This is a genomic window from Pseudomonas sp. W22_MBD1_FP4 (genome assembly GCF_052113765.1).
In the GTDB taxonomy this organism is placed as follows: Bacteria; Pseudomonadota; Gammaproteobacteria; order Pseudomonadales; family Pseudomonadaceae; genus Aquipseudomonas; species Aquipseudomonas sivasensis.
The window spans coordinates 162312-182671 of record NZ_JBGQOI010000002.1; the positions used below are offsets into that span (position 1 = coordinate 162312).

17 protein-coding genes are annotated in these 20360 nt (G+C 59.2%); 12 read left to right on the top strand and 5 right to left on the bottom strand.

What is annotated here, in order from left to right:
- Window positions 1-148: 148 nt before the first annotated feature.
- The 3 genes from ACEN2T_RS03570 (at window position 149) to ACEN2T_RS03580 (ending at window position 3139) form a co-directional block, all read left to right on the top strand.
- Window positions 149-985: a CvfB family protein gene (locus tag ACEN2T_RS03570; RefSeq protein ID WP_032887742.1), complete on the top strand. Its 837-nt coding sequence runs from the start codon at window positions 149-151 to the stop codon at window positions 983-985.
- Window positions 986-1098: 113 nt separating this feature from the next.
- Window positions 1099-1497: a DUF2177 family protein gene (locus ACEN2T_RS03575; RefSeq protein WP_032887744.1), complete on the top strand. Its 399-nt coding sequence runs from the start codon at window positions 1099-1101 to the stop codon at window positions 1495-1497.
- A 199-nt stretch (window positions 1498-1696) separates the two neighbouring features.
- Entirely contained in the window at window positions 1697-3139 is a 1443-nt protein-coding gene (locus tag ACEN2T_RS03580; RefSeq protein WP_442116322.1) for an NCS1 family nucleobase:cation symporter-1, read from the top strand.
- Here ACEN2T_RS03580 and ACEN2T_RS03585 read toward each other — a convergent pair.
- A complete protein-coding gene (locus ACEN2T_RS03585) occupies window positions 3051-4256 on the bottom strand; it encodes an MFS transporter (protein WP_442116323.1) in 1206 nt (401 codons plus the stop codon). The genes ACEN2T_RS03580 and ACEN2T_RS03585 overlap by 89 nt on opposite strands.
- Before the next feature lie 104 nt (window positions 4257-4360).
- Between ACEN2T_RS03585 and ptrR the strand changes: the two genes are divergently transcribed.
- The 3 genes from ptrR (at window position 4361) to ACEN2T_RS03600 (ending at window position 8481) form a co-directional block, all read left to right on the top strand.
- Complete coding sequence (gene ptrR / locus ACEN2T_RS03590) at window positions 4361-5254, top strand: putrescine utilization regulator PtrR (protein ID WP_122757010.1); 894 nt, start codon at window positions 4361-4363, stop codon at window positions 5252-5254.
- A gap of 143 nt (window positions 5255-5397) precedes the next feature.
- Window positions 5398-5520 carry a PA1414 family protein gene (locus tag ACEN2T_RS03595; RefSeq protein ID WP_003193089.1) on the top strand — a complete coding sequence of 41 codons (123 nt, stop codon included), beginning with the start codon at window positions 5398-5400 and terminating at the stop codon, window positions 5518-5520.
- Between the two features lie 903 nt (window positions 5521-6423).
- Window positions 6424-8481 carry an FAD-dependent oxidoreductase gene (locus tag ACEN2T_RS03600; protein ID WP_442116324.1) on the top strand — a complete coding sequence of 686 codons (2058 nt, stop codon included), beginning with the start codon at window positions 6424-6426 and terminating at the stop codon, window positions 8479-8481.
- Window positions 8482-8544: 63 nt separating this feature from the next.
- On the opposite strand, the gene ACEN2T_RS03605 is transcribed toward ACEN2T_RS03600, so the two are convergent.
- Genes ACEN2T_RS03605 through speB form a run of 4 tightly spaced genes read right to left on the bottom strand, consistent with a single transcriptional unit; the run spans window position 8545 to window position 12869 of the window.
- On the bottom strand, window positions 8545-9927 hold the full coding sequence (locus ACEN2T_RS03605; RefSeq protein WP_442116325.1) for a sodium:solute symporter: 1383 nt from the start codon (window positions 9925-9927) through the stop codon (window positions 8545-8547).
- A 33-nt stretch (window positions 9928-9960) separates the two neighbouring features.
- Window positions 9961-11472, bottom strand: a complete 1512-nt coding sequence (locus tag ACEN2T_RS03610; protein WP_122754453.1) for a purine-cytosine permease family protein — start codon at window positions 11470-11472, stop codon at window positions 9961-9963.
- Between the two features lie 21 nt (window positions 11473-11493).
- On the bottom strand, window positions 11494-11919 hold the full coding sequence (locus ACEN2T_RS03615) for a YybH family protein (protein ID WP_442116326.1): 426 nt from the start codon (window positions 11917-11919) through the stop codon (window positions 11494-11496).
- Window positions 11919-12869, bottom strand: coding sequence for an agmatinase (speB, locus tag ACEN2T_RS03620; protein ID WP_032887762.1), 951 nt, complete (start codon window positions 12867-12869; stop codon window positions 11919-11921). Before speB ends, ACEN2T_RS03615 begins: the two co-directional genes overlap by 1 nt.
- A 150-nt stretch (window positions 12870-13019) precedes the next feature.
- Here speB and ACEN2T_RS03625 point away from each other — a divergent pair, with 150 nt between their 5' ends.
- From ACEN2T_RS03625 to mazG, 6 genes are all read left to right on the top strand, one after another.
- Entirely contained in the window at window positions 13020-13913 is an 894-nt protein-coding gene (locus tag ACEN2T_RS03625) for a LysR family transcriptional regulator (protein ID WP_017134867.1), read from the top strand.
- 6 nt (window positions 13914-13919) lie between these two features.
- Complete coding sequence (locus tag ACEN2T_RS03630) at window positions 13920-14525, top strand: tRNA-uridine aminocarboxypropyltransferase (RefSeq protein WP_442116327.1); 606 nt, start codon at window positions 13920-13922, stop codon at window positions 14523-14525.
- A 230-nt stretch (window positions 14526-14755) separates the two neighbouring features.
- Window positions 14756-15658: a cysteine synthase CysM gene (cysM, locus tag ACEN2T_RS03635; protein ID WP_442116328.1), complete on the top strand. Its 903-nt coding sequence runs from the start codon at window positions 14756-14758 to the stop codon at window positions 15656-15658.
- A complete protein-coding gene (rlmD, locus tag ACEN2T_RS03640; protein WP_442116329.1) occupies window positions 15658-17010 on the top strand; it encodes a 23S rRNA (uracil(1939)-C(5))-methyltransferase RlmD in 1353 nt (450 codons plus the stop codon). The genes cysM and rlmD overlap by 1 nt, the downstream gene beginning before the upstream one ends.
- 121 nt (window positions 17011-17131) lie before the next feature.
- On the top strand, window positions 17132-19375 hold the full coding sequence (gene relA, locus ACEN2T_RS03645) for a GTP diphosphokinase (protein ID WP_032887770.1): 2244 nt from the start codon (window positions 17132-17134) through the stop codon (window positions 19373-19375).
- A 132-nt stretch (window positions 19376-19507) separates the two neighbouring features.
- On the top strand, window positions 19508-20341 hold the full coding sequence (mazG, locus tag ACEN2T_RS03650; protein WP_442116330.1) for a nucleoside triphosphate pyrophosphohydrolase: 834 nt from the start codon (window positions 19508-19510) through the stop codon (window positions 20339-20341).
- Window positions 20342-20360 lie beyond the last annotated feature (19 nt).

The window sequence follows — 20360 nt, forward strand, 5'->3', positions numbered from 1 at the left end:
TGCTGGTGGAAGGGCAAAACTCAGTCGAATGATCGGACGAGCGGAGCGATGCCATCGTAGGGCCATGCCAGGCCGCGATTTTTCAGGCGTGCGCGCGTCGCGGGCGCAACTCGGGTAGAATGCCGCCCACGCAATGAGGGTATTGGAAATGGCTCTAGTCGGGCGCTACAACAGCTTACAAGTGGTTAAACACACTAACTTCGGTTTGTACCTTGATGGTGCGCAAGATGGCGAAATCCTCTTGCCTAATCGGTATATCCCAAAAGATATTCCCAGTGAAGATGAAGACTGGCTTAACGTTTTTATTTACCTGGACAGCGATGACAAACTTATCGCCACCACCGAAAAACCCAAAGTTCAAGTCGGCGAATTTGCCAGTTTGAAAGTGGTGGAAGTCAACAGTATTGGCGTGTTCCTCGATTGGGGTCTGCCAAAGGACCTTTTGCTTCCGTACTCGGAAGAAAAACGTCAGATGACCGCCGGTGAATACTGCGTGGTGCACGTCTATCTCGACAAGCACACCAAGCGTATTACCGCCACCGCGCGCCTTGACCGCTACCTGGACAAGACGCCGGCCAACTACGTTGTGGGCCAGGAAGTCGACCTCTTGGTGGCCGAAGCCACTGATATGGGCTTCAAGGCGATCATCAACAACAAACACTGGGGGCTGATCCACAAGAACGAAGTGTTCAAGTTCCTGCGTCCCGGCAAGGAAGAGAAAGGCTTCATCAAAGAGATCCGCGCCGATGGCAACATCAGCCTGAGCCTGCAACCGGTCGGCCAGGAAGCGGCCTCCAGTCTCAACTCGAAGATCCTCGCCAAGTTGCGCGAAAACAACGGCACGTTGCCGGTCAGCGATAAAAGCGACCCGGCAGTAATCAGCAACTTGTTCGGCGTGAGCAAGGGTAACTTCAAGAAGGCTATTGGTGCGCTCTACAAGCAGGGTCAGATCGTGATTCACGCGGATCGCATTGAACTAAGCTGAGTAGGGTTTGCTCTTCTGTAGGAGCGAGCTTGCTCGCGAAAAGGGTACATCCGAAACCGCGATGGGCCTGAGATATTTTCGCGAGCAAGCTCGCTCCTACAGAGGTCCGCTTGATGTCTAAAAAATCGTTGTTCGCCTACCTCGGCACCTTGCTTGCTTTTCTGGTGCTCGACGGCCTCTGGCTCGGCGTCCTCATGGGCCCTACCTACAAATCCTTGCTGGGCCCGCTGATGCTTGATCAGCCCCGCCTATTGCCCGCAGTGCTGTTCTACCTCCTGTATGTCCTCGGTTGTGTGGTGTTCGTGGTCTTGCCAAGCATCAACTGGCAACGCGCAGCGCGTCTGGGTGCCTTGCTGGGTCTGGTGGCCTATGGCACCTATGACCTGAGCAACTGGGCCACACTGCAAGGCTGGTCTGCGAGCTTGGCCCTGATGGACATGGCCTGGGGCACCTTCCTGACAGCGGTGTGTTGCACGGTTGGACACGTGTGTGCACATCGGGTGCACCGATGATTGTGTACAGGATTTATGTGCACCGTTGCTGAGCGCGGTCCCCGCTACTAAACCGTCATAAGCGCCTTTGGAGCACCGTCGTAGAGGGATTGTGTGCCATTGGCACGCATTCTGCTGACTGTCTCGTATACAAACCTGGCCGCCTCCCGTATGCATCCCCGTGACGGAAGCGCAGGCCGGTATTACGAGGAGCCCAGCGATGACCGAACAATTGCCTAAAGGCTATAGCCCGCGCCTGTACAACCAGGATCTGGGCCCACTGCCGCAGAAGTGGAACTGGTACAACATTTTTGCCTTCTGGATGAGTGACGTGCACAGCGTCGGCGGTTATGTATTCGCTGCCAGTCTGTTCGCCTTGGGGCTAGCCAGTTGGCAGGTGTTGATCGCCTTGCTCGCGGGTATTTGCATCGTGCAATTGATCGCCAATCTGGTGGCTAAGCCTAGCCAGCAGGCCGCCGTTCCTTATCCAGTCATCTGCCGGCTCGCATTTGGTGTGTTTGGCGCGAATATTCCTGCGGTGATTCGTGGCCTGATTGCCGTGGCCTGGTACGGGATTCAGACTTATCTGGCGTCCAGCGCTTTGATCATCGTGGTGTTGCGCTTTTTCCCACAGATGGCGGTGTATGCAGAACCGCATTTCGCCGGTCTGTCCTACCTGGGCTGGTTTGGTTTCCTCAGCCTGTGGGTACTGCAAGCTGCAGTTTTCTGGGCCGGCATGGAGTCTATCCGCCGCTTTATCGATTGGGCGGGGCCGGTGGTATATGCGGTGATGTTTGCCCTGGCTGGCTGGATTGTGTGGAAGGCTGGCTGGTCGAACATCAGCTTTACTCTGTCGGAAAAGTCCCTGTCGGGCTGGCAAGCGTTCGGCCAAGTGATCGTAGCCACGGCGCTGGTGGTGTCGTACTTCTCTGGGCCAACCCTGAATTTCGGCGATTTCAGCCGCTACTGCCGCAGCATGCAGGATGTGCGACGCGGAAACTTTTGGGGCCTGCCGGTGAATTTCCTGGCCTTTTCCCTGGTGACGGTAGTGATCGTCTCTGGCACCTTGCCGGTGTTTGGCGAAATGCTCCACGACCCGATCGCCACGGTTTCGCGTATCGACAACAACATGGCCGTGCTGCTTGGCGCATTTGCCTTTGTGACCGCGACCATCGGTATCAATATCGTCGCCAACTTTGTGTCCCCTGCGTTTGACTTCGCCAACGTCGCGCCAAGCAAAATCAGCTGGCGTGCCGGGGGCATGATCGCAGCAGTAGCCTCGATCTTTATCACTCCATGGAACCTGTTCAATAACCCGCTGATGATCCACTACACCCTGGATATCCTCGCGGCGTTTATCGGGCCGCTGTTTGGGATTCTGTTGGTAGATTTCTACCTGATCAAAAAACAGAAAATCGATGTAGATGCGCTGTTCGATGACAGCCCAAGCGGGCGCTATTACTTCGACGGCGGCGTGAACTGGACAGCGGTCAAGGCGCTGGTGCCCGCGACACTGGTGGGCGTCGCGATCACCTTCACACCGGCGTTGCAGGGCATGGCCAACTTCGCCTGGTTTACCGGCTGCTTCCTGGGAGGGCTGTTTTTCCTGGCGCTGTCACGGCGCGAACAGGTGCGCACGCAAACGCCTTTGGTTGCTGGCTGACCAATATCCCCCCCGCCAAGAACAGGCCTGTACCGGCAATCACCAATGCCGGTTGCAGGCCGCCGCTTAGATGGCTGCTCGCCGACGCCAATAAGGGCCCGCTCAATTGGCCGATGGCAAAGCTGGCGGTCAGCAGACCGGTGCTGCGCTGGTAGCCGTGGGGCGCCACATCCCGCAAGCGCGCCATCACCAATTGCATACAGGCCAGGAACGGACCGCCGCAAAGCAGAACGCCCAGTGCCAACCCCCAGCCATTGCCCAGCAAGCACGTGAACACTCCGGCCGCTTGCAGCCACAGGGTTGTCATCAGCCAGCGGCGAGTAGCGTCTGGATCTTTGCGACGCAGAGTCGCCACGCCCACGCCAATCGCTGCCAGCAGGCCAAAGCACGGCCAGAACAGATCGGCCTGCCAGGCCCCTTTGAACTGGGCGCTGGCCATCTGTGACAGGAAGGTCGCTGGAATGATGTAACCCAGTCCGAATAGCACATAAACCCAGCACAGGTGCGTGATGCTGCCGTTGCTGCCCGCGTCGCTATGACCGGCGCCAGGGGCGCTGGCACAAGGTTGCGGCAAAAACGGCAGGATCGCCAGCAGCATGAGCAGCGCCACAGCGCCATAGATCAACCATAACGTGGCGGAGTTTTGCCCCAGCAGGTTTGAGCCGAGCGCCAATAGCCCGCTCAAGAGAATCCCCAGGCCGGGTCCGGCAAATACCAGAGCACCCAGACGCGGGCGTCCGGCGGCGAGCGCCAGCGGCTGGCTCAAGCTAGTGATCATCACCAATGCCCAGGCACTTGCCACGCCAGTGCCAAAGCGCAACAGCAGATGGGGCCAGAACCCATGGGCCCAGGAGGACGCAAAGGTCAGCAGCACACATAACCAGAGCCCACCGTACAGCCGACCGCGTACATGACGGTGACCGCGGGCGAAAATCGAATCCACCGCGCCCACGAAGTAGCCGAGGTAATTGGCGGCGGCGATCAGGCCGGCGTCGGTCAGGTCGATCTGCCCTTCGCTAAGCATGTGGGGCATTTGTGGGGTGAGGGCGAAGCGGCCAATGCCCATGGCCATCATCAGGGCGATGGAGCTGGCGAGTAAGCGAATCAGGGGTGACATGGTCAGGTGTCCTGCTGAGAAACGAATGACCCTCAGCCTAAGGTGTGTTGACTTTCTGTAAAATTGAATAATATTGAGTAACTTATTCAGTTTTGGAGAAAGTCGTGGAGTTCAGTCAATTGCGCATTTTCCAGGCCGTGGCGGAAGAGGGGTCCATCACCCGCGCGGCTGAGCGCCTGCACCGCGTGCCGTCAAACCTATCGACCCGACTCAAACAGATGGAGGAACAGCTCGGTGTAGAGCTGTTCCTGCGCGAACGTCAGCGCTTGCAGCTGTCTCCGGCGGGCAAGATATTGCTGGACTACAGCACCCGTCTGCTGGCACTGCACGATGAGGCCCATGGCGCCGTGCAAGGTGGGCAACCGGCCGGCGACTTTGTTCTGGGCAGCATGTACAGCACTGGAGCAGTGCATTTGCCCAAGCTGCTGGCGCGTTATCACAAGGCCTACCCAATGGTGAATCTGCAGGTGCAGTCAGCGCCCAGTGGTGAGTTGCTGGAAGGTCTGATCACGGGGCGTCTGGACGCAGCGTTTGTGGACGGCCCGCTGACCATCGCCAGCCTGGACGGCGTGCAGTTATGCGAGGAAAAACTGGTGCTGATCTGTGAAGCCGACCACCCACCCGTGCGTGGCCCCCAGGATGTTGCCGGCCGCTCGGTGTTTACGTTCCGACGCAGTTGCGCTTATCGCACACGCCTGGAAAGCTGGTTTTCCTACGAGCGCGTAGCCATGGGACGGGCGATTGAGATCGAGTCATATCAAGGCATGCTCGCTTGCGTGATTGCCGGTTCAGGGGTGGCGTTGATGTCCCAAGCCATGCTCGACAGCCTGCCAGGCAAGGACAGCGTGTCCGTTCATCCCCTGACAGGGCATTTTGCCACTGCGACCACCTGGTTGATGTGGCGAAAGGGTATGCTCGGCGCTAACCTCAATGCGTGGATCGACTTGCAGCAAGAGGGCCAGGCGACGGTAATGAAAGACACCCGCGCCATTGCCTGACCGGTCCGTCAGAATTCGGATGAATTCAGTAATAGTTCGTTGTGGTTTCGTTCAAGCAATATGTAGGACTTAGGGCTACTATCAGTGTAGGAAAAGGCGACACAGCTTGCGCCTACAAGCATTACCCTCAAAGGGGGCAAACCATGAAAGAGAAAATCCAAAACTGGCTCCATGATCTGGGCGTTGCACTGGGCTTGATCGAGCCTCCGCTGCAGCCGGTGCCGATTCGTACGGATGACGAGCAGCGTCGCCCACGTCGCAGATGAGGCCCGGGGAGCGCTCGCGCGATGAATACCTCTCTATGTCGTGGGAGCGCTGCCAGGTAAATCGGATGGCTGTACGACGTGTGAGTTGCGTCATTCGCTTTTACTGACTTCGGTAAACCCGGAGCTATGTATGTGCTCCTCGTCAGTGGCGCAATCGTGATAATGGCCCTTCACCTCCATCTCACCATTGAACTTCCGTGAACTTCAAAGCCGAACCAGTCTTTAAATGCTCGTTCTATGGGCAGTGTGGCAAATGAAGTCCCGTTTTTATAAAACATGAGCTTGTATATTCCAGTGCAGACGCCTGCGTGGGGGCCGTTCATATGCACGCGGTCGCCTGTCTTAAGTTGCGGTGGAACTGTTGACGCAGCGGGGTAGCTAGGATCGCGCTGTTTCATTTCATCACCTCACGGGTTATCGGGTAGCCAAGCCAACTTCTTCAGATTTGAAATGGCCATGTCAGGCTATTACGGTCCTCAGCGGTCCTTCTACTGTGATAACCACCAGTTTCGACCAATGGCAGCTGGGTAAACTCAGGGAAAACAGGTGCAGCATCCGCGTGCATCTGATGCAGTAAATTCCTCCCGAACATATTCGTTGGGTAACGCCTCGTAGACACGGGTTGCAGTCCGTAAGTGAGCGTGCCATTCAGGCTGTGCTTTTTTAAGACCGGAATTGGACTACCCGTTTATCAGAAGCGGTTGGGTTAGTTAGTTTGAAATATCGGAGTAGTTTGAGTTTCGTTAAGTAATGATTTGTACCGCTTACTGATATAAAGCTTCCTGAAGAAAACGGGTTTATGAAGAGTGAGTTTTAGGGCTTTAAGTATTTAAAGTGTTGGCCCCAACTTATTTAACTCCTATCTCCAGGCATTAGTCAGCCAAAATTGTTGGAGACGAAACTATGCTGCTCTCTCACGTTCCGCCAGTTGCCGCGTCACTCATCGCCACTACCGAAAATATTTTACATATCGCGCCTACGTCGAGCCGTTGGAAGGCTGATGCACCCAGCAACGTAGTGTTTTTCCCCCCGAACTCAACCAAGCAAGCGCTGCTGCTACAGATCGGGCTCGTGCGCCCATCAACGATCATTATTGGAGATCAGGTTATCGATGGGGAGGTCATTGACCTATGGCGTTTAAGCCACCCATTTGGAGATCTCTGTCTGATTCGCCGAGGCACAAGTCTGGATAAGGTGCGGTTGGATTTATGCGAGTCAAACGGCATTCGAGTGGTCAACACACCTGGGGTCAACGCGCCGCACGTTGCGGTTTATATCGCGCACTGGCTGACACTTGCCGATGGCTCTACACCCCAAGACATCTGTGTCCTGGGTTACGGAAATGTGGGGAAAGAGCTGGTCAAGTTGTTACTTGATCGAGATCCGCATGTTCGGATCAAAGTGTTGAGTCCACGCAGCCAGGCGTGTCCAGATAGCCGAGTCTCATTTGTGTCGGACTGGTCCGAGGCACTGCAAGGGGCTCGTTCTATCGCCATTTGTTTATCCCTGAATGATGATTCTGCCCATCGCATTGATCGGGCCCTGATTCAATGTATGCACAGGCAGGCGCGTCTGATCTGCGTCGCCAAACCAGATGTGTTCAGCGACGATGCGTTGCAATCCCTTTCACTGGCTGAAGACGTCCAACTTGTCTTGGATTACGGGCCTGCGACATTGGAGGCGTTTCGGATGCGTACACAAGCGCTCGGTTGCAGTGTCGCCACCTGGCGCAGACCGGCGACGCTGACTGCACAGGCGGCAACCACCGAAGCCTGCCATTGCGACCTTGATTATGCCGCCGCTGTTCAATTGAGCTTGATGGCCCTGCGTGGCCTTGTCAGGCGCAAACTTGCACGCTCACTGACGATCCCCACACTGCATGCACATGCCGATGCGCCCCGTGTATCAATCATCGGCAGAGGGATCAACGGCCTGCTCCAGGCCGTGATGTTTCGCTTGGCGAATTATCAGGTAACAGTCTATGGAGGCAATCGGGACAGTGATGGTGCCAGCCATAAGCGTATGAATATGCGCCATCTTTCAGCAACTGAGACGACTGCAAAGCCGCCACATAACGACTCTTTACTTCCAGGAAATCAGTATCTGGCCATTGAGTGCAACCGCGCCGGCATTGAGTTGTTTGAAAAATTTCTGGCTGACAACCCATCACTGGAGCAATTTGCGCGAGCGCGGGTTGTGCGCGCTTATACGGAGACAACCAGTGAAGTAGATGCCGCAATACGCGAGCAGCGCGAGATCGAAAGCAGACCGTGGCCTAGTGGCAAACCTGGAGGTGAGCTCAGAGAAATCAGCCCACAGCAACTCCAAGCGCTTTGTGGCATCCATGGAGTCGGAAGGGCTATTGAAGTATCAGGCTACGATGTGGAATTTGTTCACCTAATGGATGAGATTGAGGTGCTGTTGCAGTGCTCTGGGGTTCAGTTCCAGCCTCAGCATCTGAGCCGTGTCCAAATTGCTGAGCTGAGCAAAGAACATTTCGTCGTCAGTGCCATGGGCGTAGAGGAGCCAGAGGTTATCGCGATCATCGGCTGGTTTTTCAAGCTGCCTGCTGTGGGTAATGAAGGCGCTGAAATGCGGGGGCTCAAGCTTCAATACGATCTGCCAATTGGTGTCATGAATTGCCGCTTGGACGGGCACTGCATTCTCGTCTCCGGTGGACAGGTCCCGCCCGATTCGGCGCCGGAGCACAAAGAGCAGATCCTGGCAGCTTGTCTGGCCGCTGTTTCTCTTCACTTTCCAATGTCTTATTGCAGTGCAATCGAAAGTGGCGACTTGCATATTGTCGAATGTGCCAGGCCCGGCACCTCAGATGGACTTTCGATCGTTTATTGGGCCGCCCATCATCAAATCGCCGCCGGAGGCACAACCCAAGGATTGGTATGGGCCTCCCTGGTCCAGGAAATCATCCAGGCAAACCAAAACCTGTCAGTTGGACGATAAAAAAACGGGCGCGACATCCGACGTCGCGCCCGCTGAAGAAACCGCTCTTGATTCTGTGAGGCGTCAAACCACCCGAGTCGCCATCGCCTCCGGCCGCCGGGACAACAAACTGACCAGCACAAAACTCACCAGCCCAACCGCCAGGCTGTAGTAAATCGGCGTGTTCGCATCCAGCCCATCCTTGAACATGAACACCAGCGCCGTCACAAAGCCCAGCGTCATGGACGTAATCGCCCCCGACGTGGTCGCGCGCTTCCAGAAGATCGCGCCAATCAACGGGACCAACATCCCGCCGACCAAAAGGTTATAGGCCAGGGTCAGCGCGCTGATTACATCGCTGACCACCAGCGCGATACCCAGCACGGCGATACCGGTCAGCATCGTGAACAGGCGGTTGATGTTGAGGCTCGACTGCTTACCACCACGCAAACGCGGCAGCAGGTCCTCGGTCAGTACGGTGGAGGCGGCCAGCAAGCCGGCGCTGGCCGTCGACATCATCGCCGCCAGTGCTGCCGCGATCACCAGCCCACGGATGCCGTCCGGCAGCGACAGTTTGACGATGGCCGCAAACGCGTTGTTGACGTTGTCCAGGTCCGGAATCAGTACATGGGCCGCCATGCCGATCAGCGCACAGGCCAGGCCGTAGAGGATGCAGTAGAAACCGGCGAAGGTGCCCGCGTACTTGGCGACTTTTTCATCACGGGCGGTGAACACCCGTTGCCAGATGTCCTGGCCGATCAGGATGCCGAAGAAGTAGATCATGAAGTAGGTAATGATCGTGTCCCAGCCGATCGCGGTGAAGCTGAAGCTCGACGCCGGCAGCTTGGCTACCAGTTCATCCCAGCCGCCTACGCGGTACAGGCAAATCGGCAGCAGGATAAACATCAGGCCAACGGTCTTGATCACGAACTGCACAATGTCGGTGAGGGTCAGCGACCACATGCCGCCGATGGTCGAGTACACCACCACCACGCCGCCGCCCAGCAGTACCGAGATCCAGAACGGCAGGCCGAACAGCACTTGCAGCACGGTGCCGATGGCCAGGATCGAAGTTACGCCGATCATCAGCGCGTAGGCCAGCATGATCACCGCACTCGCTTGGCGAGCCATGGGGTTGTAGCGTTTTTCCAGGACCTGGGTGACGGTGAAGATCTTCAGTTTGAGCAGCGGCTTGGCCAGGAACAGGTTCAGCGCGATGATTCCCATCCCCAGCGCGGCGCACAGCCAGAAGCCGGAGATGCCATGCACATAACCCAGGCGCACGGTGCCGACGGTGGACGCGCCGCCCAATACCGTCGCGGCCATGGTGCCCATGTACAGCGACGGGCCCAGGTTGCGCCCGGCCACCAGGTAGTCTTCGTGGGTCTTGGCGCGGCGCATGCCGTAATAGCCGAGCACGAGCATGCCGGCGGCGTAGATGAGTACGACGAATAAATCCAAAGCCATGACGGCGAGTCTCCGATTATCTTTTTTATGAGGTCAGGCGGCGGGTTGCATCGCCGGTTTAGCGAGCGAATCCATGCTCTTGCTGCGTGGATCAGTCGGTCCATAAACAGAGGCCGGCTCCGGGAACACTCGCAACAACGTCAGGTAAACCACTGACGCCAACCCCAGCGTTACCGGCAGGCTGATATCGATGCCATCGGCCAAATTGCCCAGCGGCCCGACAAACTGCCCCGGCAGGTTGACGAAGCACAGGCCCACCAACGCGCTCGGAATCCAGGCTCCCAGCCCGCGCCAGTTCCAGCCATGGCTGAACCAGTAGCGCCCGCCGGTTTCACCGCGGGTGAACACTTGCAGGTCATCCGGGCAGTAGAAGCCGCGGCGCACGATCAGGCCGATGATCATCATCACCATCCACGGCGTGGTGCAGGTGATGATCAGCACGGCGAAGGTCGACACGCTCTGCACCAGGTTGGCGGCGAAACGTCCGATAAAGATGAAGGCAATCGACATCACCCCAATCAGCAGCGTGGCCTTGACCCGCGACAGCAGGCGCGGGAATACGCTGGACATGTCCAGCCCCGTGCCATAAAGCGAGGTCGTGCCGGTGGACATGCCGCCGATCACCGCGATCAGGCACACCGGCAGGAAGAACCACGTGGGTGCAACCGCCAGCAGGCCACCGACATAGTTGTTGGCTGCGATGTAATCCGGTGCCTTGATCGCCACGATGGTCGCGGTGGCGAGGCCAAACAGGAACGGGATCAAAGTAGCGATTTGCGCCAGGACCACTGCCAGCATGATGCGCATTTTCGGCGTCTCACGGGGGATGTAGCGTGACCAGTCTCCGAGGAACGCGCCGAAGGAAATCGGGTTGCTCATGGCTACCAGCGCAGCGCCGATAAACGCGGCCCAGAAGCCGGTCTGGCCCATGGCGACGCTGCCTGAGAAGTGGCTGTCAAAGGCTGGCGCGAACGCGAAGATCCCCAGCAAAAACAGCAGGCTCGCCGCCCACACCGCAATTCGGTTGACCCACAGCATGAAGCGAAAGCCGTAGATGCACACCGTGAGGACAAGCAGGGCGAACAGGCCGTAGGCCAGGCCCAGGGTCAGGTCGGTTTCCGGCAGGCCAATCAGGCGTTTCGCACCTCCGACCAGCGCATCGCCTGAACTCCACACCGACAGTGAGAAGAAGGCAATTGCCGTCAGCAATGACAGAAACGAACCGACGATCCGACCGTGCACCCCAAAGTGCGCACCGGAAGACACCGCGTTGTTAGTGCCATTGATCGGCCCGAACAAGCCCATAGGCGCCAGGATCAGAGCACCCAGCAGCACGCCCAGCACAATGGCCCAGACGCCGGCCTGGAATGACAAGCCAAACAGCACTGGGAACGAGCCCAGCACGGCAGTGGCGAAGGTATTGGCACCGCCGAAGATCAGACGGAACAGATCCTTGGGGTTGGCGGTACGTTCGTGGTCCGGAATCTGTTCGACCCCGTTGGTTTCAATCTTGCGAATACTGTTTTCGTTGTTTTTATTATTCATGATCAGCTCCGATCACATTGGCTAAGGGGGCGGCAGCCCTTCCGGCACAGCGGACAAATGTTCGTGACAGGCCAGCCACAGGCCTTGTTTTTGTTGTGTGCGTAGCCCTTGCCGTTTGAAGACAATGGTCTCGCGTTCCTGGCTGAAAAATTGCTCCCCGTTCATGCGCAACTCGGTGGCCACGTCATGAATAAATATCGCCACATCCTCACCTTGCAGGCTGACAGACGGGTTGCTCGACGTGCAGGACAGCACCTCGAAGCCCTCGTCCGCGCGCCAGCTGTCCCACAACGCCTGGTAGGCATCGCGGCTGAGCAGCGGTTGGGGGAGGGTGTAGAACACAAAGCTGGCATCGGCCGTGAACGCACCGAAGTAGGCGGCGCGGTCATTGCGGGCGAAGGCCGCCACCAGGTCGGCGGCGGCTTGCAGCACCTCGTGCGTGCGCATCAGCGATGCGCCACGCCGGGCAGTACGCAGAGCATCTCGTACAGCAGGTTGGCGCCGAGCAGCGAGGTGTTGCCGGTGGTGTCGTAGGGCGGCGAAACTTCTACCAGATCACAACCAACCAGGTCGAGGCCCTGGCAACCACGGATGATCTCAATGGCCTGGATAGTGGTCAGCCCGCCGATTTCCGGAGTGCCTGTGCCGGGGGCCCAGGCGGGATCGATGCCGTCGATGTCGAAGCTCAGGTACACCGGGCCGCCGCCAACTTTCTCCCGCACTTCGGCCATCAACGGCGCGAGGGAGTGGTGCCAGCATTCTTCCGCCTGGACCACGCGAAAGCCCTGTTTGCGGCTCCAGTTGAAGTCTTCCGCGGTGTAGCCCTGGGCGCGCAGGCCGATCTGCACCACGCGGTCGCAATCGAGCAGGCCTTCTTCCACGGCGCGGCGGAAGGTGGTGCCGTGGGCGATTTTCTCGCCGAACATATGGTCGTTGACGTCGGCGTGGGCATCGATGTGCACCAGCCCGACCTTGCCGTGTTTCTTGTGGATCGCCCGCAGGATCGGCAGGGTGATGGTGTGGTCACCGCCCAGCGTCATGGGGATCACATCGTGTTCTAGGATCTCGTCGTAGGCTTCTTCGATGATGCGCACGGCGTCGAGCAGGTTGAAGGTGTTGATCGCCACGTCGCCGATGTCAGCCACGGAAAGCGAGTCGAACGGTGCTGCGCCGGTGGCCATGTTGTACGGGCGGATCATCACTGATTCGGCGCGGATTTCACGCGGCCCGAAGCGGGTGCCGGCACGCAGCGAGGTGCCGATGTCCAACGGCACGCCGACAAAAGCAGCGTCCAGGCCTTTGGCCGATTGCAGGTGGGGAAGACGCATCATGGTGGCGATGCCGGCGAAGCGCGGCATTTCGTTGCCGCCCAGTGGTTGGTGGAAGATCTTGTCCACGGGATTGCCTCATCGTTGTTTTGTTTATTAGGGGGCCGATTCTGCGAAATGCGAAGGAAGGGAAGAATCGGCAGAGGCAAATACTTAGTTCAGGTTTTTCTAAACTAATGCACGCGAGTAAACTGCCCCGGTCCTTACCCGGAGCCGACCATGGCCAACGCCTTGCCCGACCTGAAACTCCTGCGCATTTTCGTCAGCGTCGTGCGCCACCAGGGGTTCGCCAACGCCCAGCACGAACTCAACCTGTCCACGTCGGCCATCAGCACCTATATGAGCCAGTTGGAAAGCGCGTTGGGCCTGGTGCTGTGCCATCGCGGGCGCGGCGGCTTCAGCCTCACCAGCAAGGGCGAGTTGTTTCACCAGGAAACCTTGCGCCTACTCGGTGAGCTGGAAGGCTTCGAGCAGTACGCCGCCGCGCTCAAAGGGGAGTTGCGCGGCACCCTCAAGCTCGGCGTGCTCGATTCCACCGTCAGCGACAAGGCCCTGCCGTTCGCCGAAGTGATCGGCGCCTACAGCCTGGAACATCCGGCGGTGCATCTGCATCTCTCGGTGATGAGCCCGTACGAATTGCAATTGGGTGTGCAGGACAACCGCCTCGACCTGGCCATCGGCGCCTTCTCCAACCGTATGAGCGGGCTGATCTACATGCCGCTTTATCGCGAGCAGCATTGGCTGTATTGCAGCACGCGGCATCCTTTATTCAATGAGCGACGCATTCCCGAACAAGTGATCACCCAGCAACGCATGGTCGGACGCGGCTACTGGAGCCAGGCGGAACTCGCGCGCCACGGCTTCAAGCACAGCGCCGCCACGGTGGAAAGTATGGAGGCGCAGCTGATCCTGGTGCTGTCCGGCGCCTATATTGGTTACCTGCCGGAGCATTACGCCCAGGCCTGGGCCGACAAGGGCGACCTGCGCGTATTGCTGCCAGCCACCTTTGGCTATCAAGCGCCATTTTCGATGATCATGCGCCGGGGCCGCAGCCGTGAGCCGCTGATCCAGACCTTCCGCGATTTGCTCAAAGCCCAGCTCAATCAGGCCTGAAGAACCATGTCCAGACCCCAATGCTCCCGTTGCCTCAGGCCCACTGCCCATTGCTTGTGCGCGCTGATCCCCAACCTCGATAGCCGCACCCGCGTATTGCTGTTGCAGCACCCGAGCGAGGTCAACCATGCGCTCAATACCGCGCGGTTGGCGGCGCTGGGATTGAACAATGCGCAGTTGGTGGTGGGCGAGGTCTTTGATGACTTGCAGGCCCTGTTGAACCCGCCCGGCTACCAGGCGAGGCTGTTGTTTCCTGCTGACGATGCCCAGTCGCTGCAAGCCTACGCGCCAGGGGCTCAGCCGCTGTTGCTGGTGGTGCCTGACGGCACTTGGCGCAAGGCGCGCAAGCTGTTGCACCTCAATCCCTTGCTGGCGGCGTTGCCTCGGGTGACGCTGGCTGAGGCCGCCGTGTCCCGCTATCGACTGCGCAAGGCGCCCGGGCCAGGGGCGTTGTCGACGGTGGAGGCGATTGTGCAGGCGCTGCAAGTGCTGGAGGCGCCGGTGTCGTTTGAACCGTTGCTCAAGCCGTTTGATGCATTGATCGAAGGGCAGATTGCGGCGATGGGTGAGGAGGTCTTTCGGAAAAACCATGGCGATGGGCATTTGGGCTAGGCGGGGTATCGAGGCGCGGCCATCGGGAGCAAGCCCCCACACACATTCGACCGAGTTCCAGCATGAGAATGCGGTCCAGTGTAGGAGGGGGCTTGCTCCCGATGGGGTCCCCAAGCTCACCCTCTTTTCCGCTTATTCCTTTAAGCCATAAGCACCACACTTTGCGTGATATGGCCCGCCGGCCTTTCCCGGTATGATGTGCGCCCCGCAGTCTGGATTGCGAATACGCCATGACCTTGCAGTACCCTACAATCGCCGATTGCGTCGGCAACACGCCTCTGGTCCGCTTGCAACGCATGGCGGGTGAAACCAGCAATACCCTGCTGCTCAAGCTTGAAGGGAACAACCCGGCTGGCTCCGTCAAGGACCGCCCGGCGCTCTCGATGATTACCCGTGCCGAATTGCGCGGGCAGATCAAGCCTGGTGACACCCTGATCGAAGCCACCTCGGGTAACACCGGCATCGCCCTGGCCATGGCCGCCGCGATCAAGGGTTACAAGATGGTGCTGATCATGCCCGACAACGGCAGCGCCGAGCGTAAGGCAGCGATGACCGCCTATGGCGCCGAGTTGGTGCTGGTCACCCAGGAAGAAGGCATGGAAGGCGCCCGCGACCTCGCCGAGCGCATGGCCGCCCAAGGCCGTGGCCAGGTGCTGGACCAGTTCGCCAATGGTGACAACCCCGAGGCGCACTACACCACCACCGGTCCGGAAATCTGGCGTCAGACCCAGGGCACCATCACCCATTTCGTCAGCTCCATGGGCACCACCGGTACCATCATGGGCAACTCGCGCTACCTCAAGGAGCAGAACCCGGCGATCCAGATCGTTGGTCTGCAACCGATGGAAGGCGCGGCCATCCCAGGCATTCGTCGCTGGCCCGAAGAGTACTTGCCGAAGATCTACAACGCGACCCGCGTGGATCGCATCATCGACATGGCCCAGCGCGAAGCCGAAGACACCACCCGCCGACTGGCCCGTGAAGAAGGCATCTTCTGCGGCGTGTCGTCCGGCGGTGCCGTGGCGGGTATGTTGCGCTTGTCCAAGGAAGTGAAAAACGCGGTGATCGTCGCGATCATCTGTGACCGAGGCGACCGTTACTTGTCGACCGGCATTTTCGACGAACCCAACTGATGGCCAAGCACGAGAGAGGCCTGCGCTTCCAACCGACGGGCGGCAGCCGGGCCCCACAGATTCCAGTGGGCAAGAAACAACGCCTGACCATTGAGCGCCTGGCCAACGATGGCCGTGGCATCGTCTTTTTTGAAGGCCGCACCTGGTTCGTCAATGGCGCGCTGGCTGGCGAAGAAGTCGAAGCGCGGGTGTTGGGTACCCACGGCAAAGTGGTCGAGGCCCGCACCGAGCGGGTGTTCAAGGCCAGTGAACTGCGCCGTCCTGCACCGTGCGCGCACTTCGGCCGCTGTGGCGGTTGCAGCGTGCAGCACTTGCCCCACAACGAACAACTCGCCCTGAAACAGCGCATGCTCGCCGAGCAACTGTCCCGCGTGGCCGGTGTCGAACCGCAAGAGTGGGCCGCACCGTTGAGCGGCCCGGAGTTCGGTTACCGGCGCCGTGCCCGCGTGGCGGTGCGTTGGGATGCCAAGGCAAAAAAACTCGACGTGGGTTTCCGCGCCGTTGCCAGCCAGGACATCGTCGCCATCGATGATTGCCCGGTGCTGGTACAGGCCTTGCAGCCGATCATGCAGCGCTTGCCCAACATGCTTCGTCGTCTGAGCAAACCTCAGGCACTGGGCCATGTTGAGTTGTTCAGTGGCTCGTCCGTCGCGTTGTTGCTGCGGCATATGGCGCCGTTGTCGGAGGCGGACCTGCTGATCCTGAAAGAATTTTGTACCTTCCATGAAGCCCAGTTGTGGCTGCATGGCGAAGGCCAGCCGGAACCCTTTGAGGCCGATCAGTCACTAGGTTTCCGATTGGACGCATGGGACTTGGAGTTGGCGTACCGGCCGGGGGATTTTGTCCAGGTCAACGCCGGGGTCAATGAGGCGATGGTTGCCCAGGCCCTGGACTGGCTGGCGCCGCAACCTGATGAACGGGTGTTGGACCTATTTTGCGGCTTGGGCAATTTTGCCCTGCCACTGGCCAAACAGGTGCGTGAAGTGGTGGCAGTGGAAGGGGTGCAGACCATGGTGGACCGGGCTGCACAGAACGCCATCAGCAACAATTTGCATAATGCGCAGTTTTTTCAGGCCGATTTGTCCCAGCCTTTGACTGACGCGGATTGGGCCAAACAGGGCTTTTCTGCGGTACTCTTGGATCCACCCCGCGATGGTGCCCAAGAGGTTGTGCGCAAGCTCGCCACCCTGGGGGCCAAGCGCCTGGTGTATGTGTCCTGCAACCCGGCGACGCTGGCGCGGGACACGGTTGAGTTGGTCAAGCAAGGCTACCGGCTAAAACGGGCCGGGATCCTCGACATGTTTCCGCAGACGGCGCATGTCGAGGCGATGGCGTTATTTGAAGCGGGCTAGGATGCCCGTTTAATCCGACTGGCCTGCATTCTCCAAGGCCGTGAACTGCCAGGGAGTTTGCAGCAAAAGGTCGGCATGATTTTTGGCGCATCCAAGGTGCGTCGTAGGGAAGGTAAGCAAGATGGTACAGGTGAGAGCACACCAGCCGATCAACACCGACGGCAGTATCAACCTGGAGGCATGGCTGGATCATGCCATCAGTGTCGACCCGGCACTGGACCGTGAAGCCTTGAAAGCAGCCTGCGAGTTCGCTCGCGAGTCTGAGCAGCAAGACAATGCGGCCAAGAACCTGTGGGCTGAAGGCACTTCCAGCTTTCGCACCGGGTTGGAAATCGCCGAGATTCTTGCCGATCTCAAGTTGGACCAGGATTCGCTGATCGCCGCCGTGCTCTATCGCGGCGTTCGTGAAGGGCACATCCAGTTGCCGACGGTCAGCCAGCGTTTCGGCGCAGTGGTGGCCAAGCTGATTGACGGCGTCCTGCGCATGGCGGCCATCAGCGCGAGCCTCAGTCCGCGCCAGTCCATGGTGCTGGGCACCCAGGGCCAAGTCGAGAACCTGCGCAAGATGCTGGTCGCTATGGTCGACGACGTACGCGTCGCCCTGATCAAGCTGGCCGAACGCACCTGTGCGATCCGTGCGGTAAAAACCGCCGACGACGAAAAGCGCAACCGCGTTGCCCGCGAAGTCTTCGACATCTACGCCCCCCTGGCTCACCGCTTGGGCATCGGCCATATCAAATGGGAGTTGGAGGACTTGTCCTTCCGCTACCTGGAACCCGATCAATACAAACAGATTGCCACGCTGCTGCATGAGCGGCGGCTCGATCGCGAGCGGTTTATCAGCGACGTGATGGGCCAGTTGCGCTCCGAGTTGCAGGCCACCGGGGTCGACGCCGACATCAGTGGCCGTGCCAAGCACATCTATTCCATCTGGCGCAAAATGCAGCGCAAGGGCCTGGCCTTCAGCCAGATCTACGACGTGCGTGCGGTGCGCGTGCTGGTGCCGGAAATGCGCGACTGCTACACCGCGCTGGGCATCGTTCATACGCTGTGGCGTCATATTCCCAAGGAGTTTGACGACTACATCGCCAACCCCAAGGAAAACGGCTATCGCTCTCTGCACACCGCCGTGATCGGCCCCGAAGGCAAGGTACTGGAAGTGCAGATCCGCACCCACGCCATGCACGAAGAGGCTGAGCTGGGCGTGTGCGCGCACTGGCGCTATAAGGGCACCGACGTCAAGGCCGGGTCCAACCAGTACGAAGAGAAAATCTCCTGGCTGCGCCAAGTGCTGGAATGGCATGAAGAGCTCGGCGACATCGGCGGCCTGGCCGAACAACTGCGTGTGGATATCGAACCGGACCGGGTCTACATCTTCACCCCCGACGGCCACGCCATCGACCTGCCCAAGGGCTCGACGCCGCTGGACTTCGCCTACCGCGTTCACACCGAGATCGGCCACAACTGCCGCGGCGCCAAGATCAACGGGCGCATCGTACCGCTCAACTACAGCCTGCAGACCGGTGAGCAGGTCGAAATCATCACCAGCAAACACGGCACTCCGAGCCGCGACTGGCTGAACCCGAACCTAGGCTACATCACCACGTCGCGGGCACGGGCGAAGATCGTCCACTGGTTCAAATTGCAAGCGCGCGACCAAAACGTCGCCGCCGGCAAGACCCTGCTTGAGCGCGAACTGGCTCGCCTGGGCCTGCCGCAGGTGGACTTCGACAAGCTGGCCGAAAAGGCCAATATGAAGATCGCCGAAGACATGTTCGCCGCCCTGGGTGCCGGCGACCTGCGCCTGGCGCAACTGGTCAATCTGGCCCAGCAGTTGGTCGAGCCGGAACGCGGCAACGAACAACTTGAGCTGATCCCCCGTAAAGCCACCGGCTATAAGCCTGGCAAGCGCGGTGATATCCAGATCCAGGGCGTGGGCAACCTGCTGACGCAAATCGCCGGCTGCTGCCAGCCGCTGCCGGGGGATGCGATCGTCGGTTACATCACCCAGGGCCGTGGCGTGAGCATTCACCGCCAGGACTGCGCCTCGGTGCTGCAACTGGGTGGGCGCGAGCCGGAGCGGATTATCCAGGTCAGCTGGGGCCCGGTGCCGGTGCTCACCTACCCGGTGGACATCATCATCCGTGCCTACGACCGTTCCGGTTTGCTGCGTGACGTCTCGCAAGTGCTGCTCAATGAGCGGATCAACGTGCTGGCGGTCAACACCCGCTCGAACAAAGAGGACAACACCGCGTTGATGTCCTTGACCATCGAGATCCCGGGGTTGGACGCATTGGGCCGGTTGCTGGGGCGGATTTCCCAGTTGCCGAACATCATCGAGACACGGCGTAACCGCACACCATGATTCGCGGAATGAATGCAGGCTAAATGTGGGAGGGGGCTTGCTCCCGATAGCAGGCTGTCAGTTGATACATCTGGTGGCTGACGCACCGCTATCGGGAGCAAGCCCCCTCCCACACTGATCGGACACAGAAAGATGTATTCACTTGAAGACCTGCTGCACCTGATGAACCGCCTGCGGGACCCGCAATATGGGTGCCCGTGGGACCTCAAGCAAACCTACGCGACCATCGTCCCGCACACCCTCGAAGAAGCCTATGAAGTGGCCGACGCCATCGAGCGCGGCGACTTCGATCACCTGCAAGGGGAGTTGGGCGACCTGTTGTTCCAAGTGGTGTATTACAGCCAGTTGGCGCGGGAAGAGGGGCGTTTCGAATTTGCCGGCGTGATCGACAGCATCACGCGCAAGCTGATCCGGCGTCATCCCCATGTGTTCCCCACCGGTGATCTGTATGCGCCACTGGATATCCCACAGTTGAGCGAAGAGCAGGTCAAGGAGCGCTGGGAGCAGATCAAAGCCGAGGAGCGTGCGGAAAAATCCGATGTACCAGAGCAGCTTTCCCTGCTGGATGATGTGCCCACGGCGCTGCCGTCCTTATCCCGTGCCGCCAAATTGCAAAAGCGCGCCAGCCAGGTCGGTTTCGACTGGCCGTCTGCCTTGCCGGTGGTGGACAACGTGCGCGAAGAGCTGGATGAAGTGCTCGAAGCCATGGCCGATAATGACTCGGTAGCCATTGCTGATGAAGTCGGTGACCTGCTGTTTGCGGCGGTCAACTTGGCCCGTCACCTCAAGGTTGACCCGGAAACCGCACTGCGTGGCACCAATGCCAAGTTCGAACGACGTTTCCGATTTATCGAACAGGCATTGCGCGACACCCGTCGTCCCATAGAAGATTGCACCCTCGAAGAGTTGGACGCCCTATGGGGCGAAGCCAAACGTCAGGAAAAGAATGTGTCCAGCTGCGGTTGAGCAGTTGCCTAAGTGAGTA

What these genes read in the sequence shown, in the direction of transcription:
- ACEN2T_RS03625 (WP_017134867.1), top strand. Translation starts at nt 13,020, where the DNA reads ATGGCCAACGCCTTGCCCGACCTGAAACTCCTGCGCATTTTCGTCAGC.
- ACEN2T_RS03605 (WP_442116325.1), bottom strand. Translation starts at nt 9,927, where the DNA reads ATGGCTTTGGATTTATTCGTCGTACTCATCTACGCCGCCGGCATGCTC.
- ACEN2T_RS03615 (WP_442116326.1), bottom strand. Translation starts at nt 11,919, where the DNA reads ATGCGCACGCACGAGGTGCTGCAAGCCGCCGCCGACCTGGTGGCGGCC.
- mazG (WP_442116330.1), top strand. Translation starts at nt 19,508, where the DNA reads ATGTATTCACTTGAAGACCTGCTGCACCTGATGAACCGCCTGCGGGAC.
- ACEN2T_RS03600 (WP_442116324.1), top strand. Translation starts at nt 6,424, where the DNA reads ATGCTGCTCTCTCACGTTCCGCCAGTTGCCGCGTCACTCATCGCCACT.
- ACEN2T_RS03630 (WP_442116327.1), top strand. Translation starts at nt 13,920, where the DNA reads ATGTCCAGACCCCAATGCTCCCGTTGCCTCAGGCCCACTGCCCATTGC.
- ACEN2T_RS03595 (WP_003193089.1), top strand. Translation starts at nt 5,398, where the DNA reads ATGAAAGAGAAAATCCAAAACTGGCTCCATGATCTGGGCGTTGCACTG.
- ACEN2T_RS03580 (WP_442116322.1), top strand. Translation starts at nt 1,697, where the DNA reads ATGACCGAACAATTGCCTAAAGGCTATAGCCCGCGCCTGTACAACCAG.
- relA (WP_032887770.1), top strand. Translation starts at nt 17,132, where the DNA reads ATGGTACAGGTGAGAGCACACCAGCCGATCAACACCGACGGCAGTATC.
- ACEN2T_RS03570 (WP_032887742.1), top strand. Translation starts at nt 149, where the DNA reads ATGGCTCTAGTCGGGCGCTACAACAGCTTACAAGTGGTTAAACACACT.
- cysM (WP_442116328.1), top strand. Translation starts at nt 14,756, where the DNA reads ATGACCTTGCAGTACCCTACAATCGCCGATTGCGTCGGCAACACGCCT.
- ACEN2T_RS03575 (WP_032887744.1), top strand. Translation starts at nt 1,099, where the DNA reads ATGTCTAAAAAATCGTTGTTCGCCTACCTCGGCACCTTGCTTGCTTTT.
- ACEN2T_RS03610 (WP_122754453.1), bottom strand. Translation starts at nt 11,472, where the DNA reads ATGAATAATAAAAACAACGAAAACAGTATTCGCAAGATTGAAACCAAC.
- ACEN2T_RS03585 (WP_442116323.1), bottom strand. Translation starts at nt 4,256, where the DNA reads ATGTCACCCCTGATTCGCTTACTCGCCAGCTCCATCGCCCTGATGATG.
- rlmD (WP_442116329.1), top strand. Translation starts at nt 15,658, where the DNA reads ATGGCCAAGCACGAGAGAGGCCTGCGCTTCCAACCGACGGGCGGCAGC.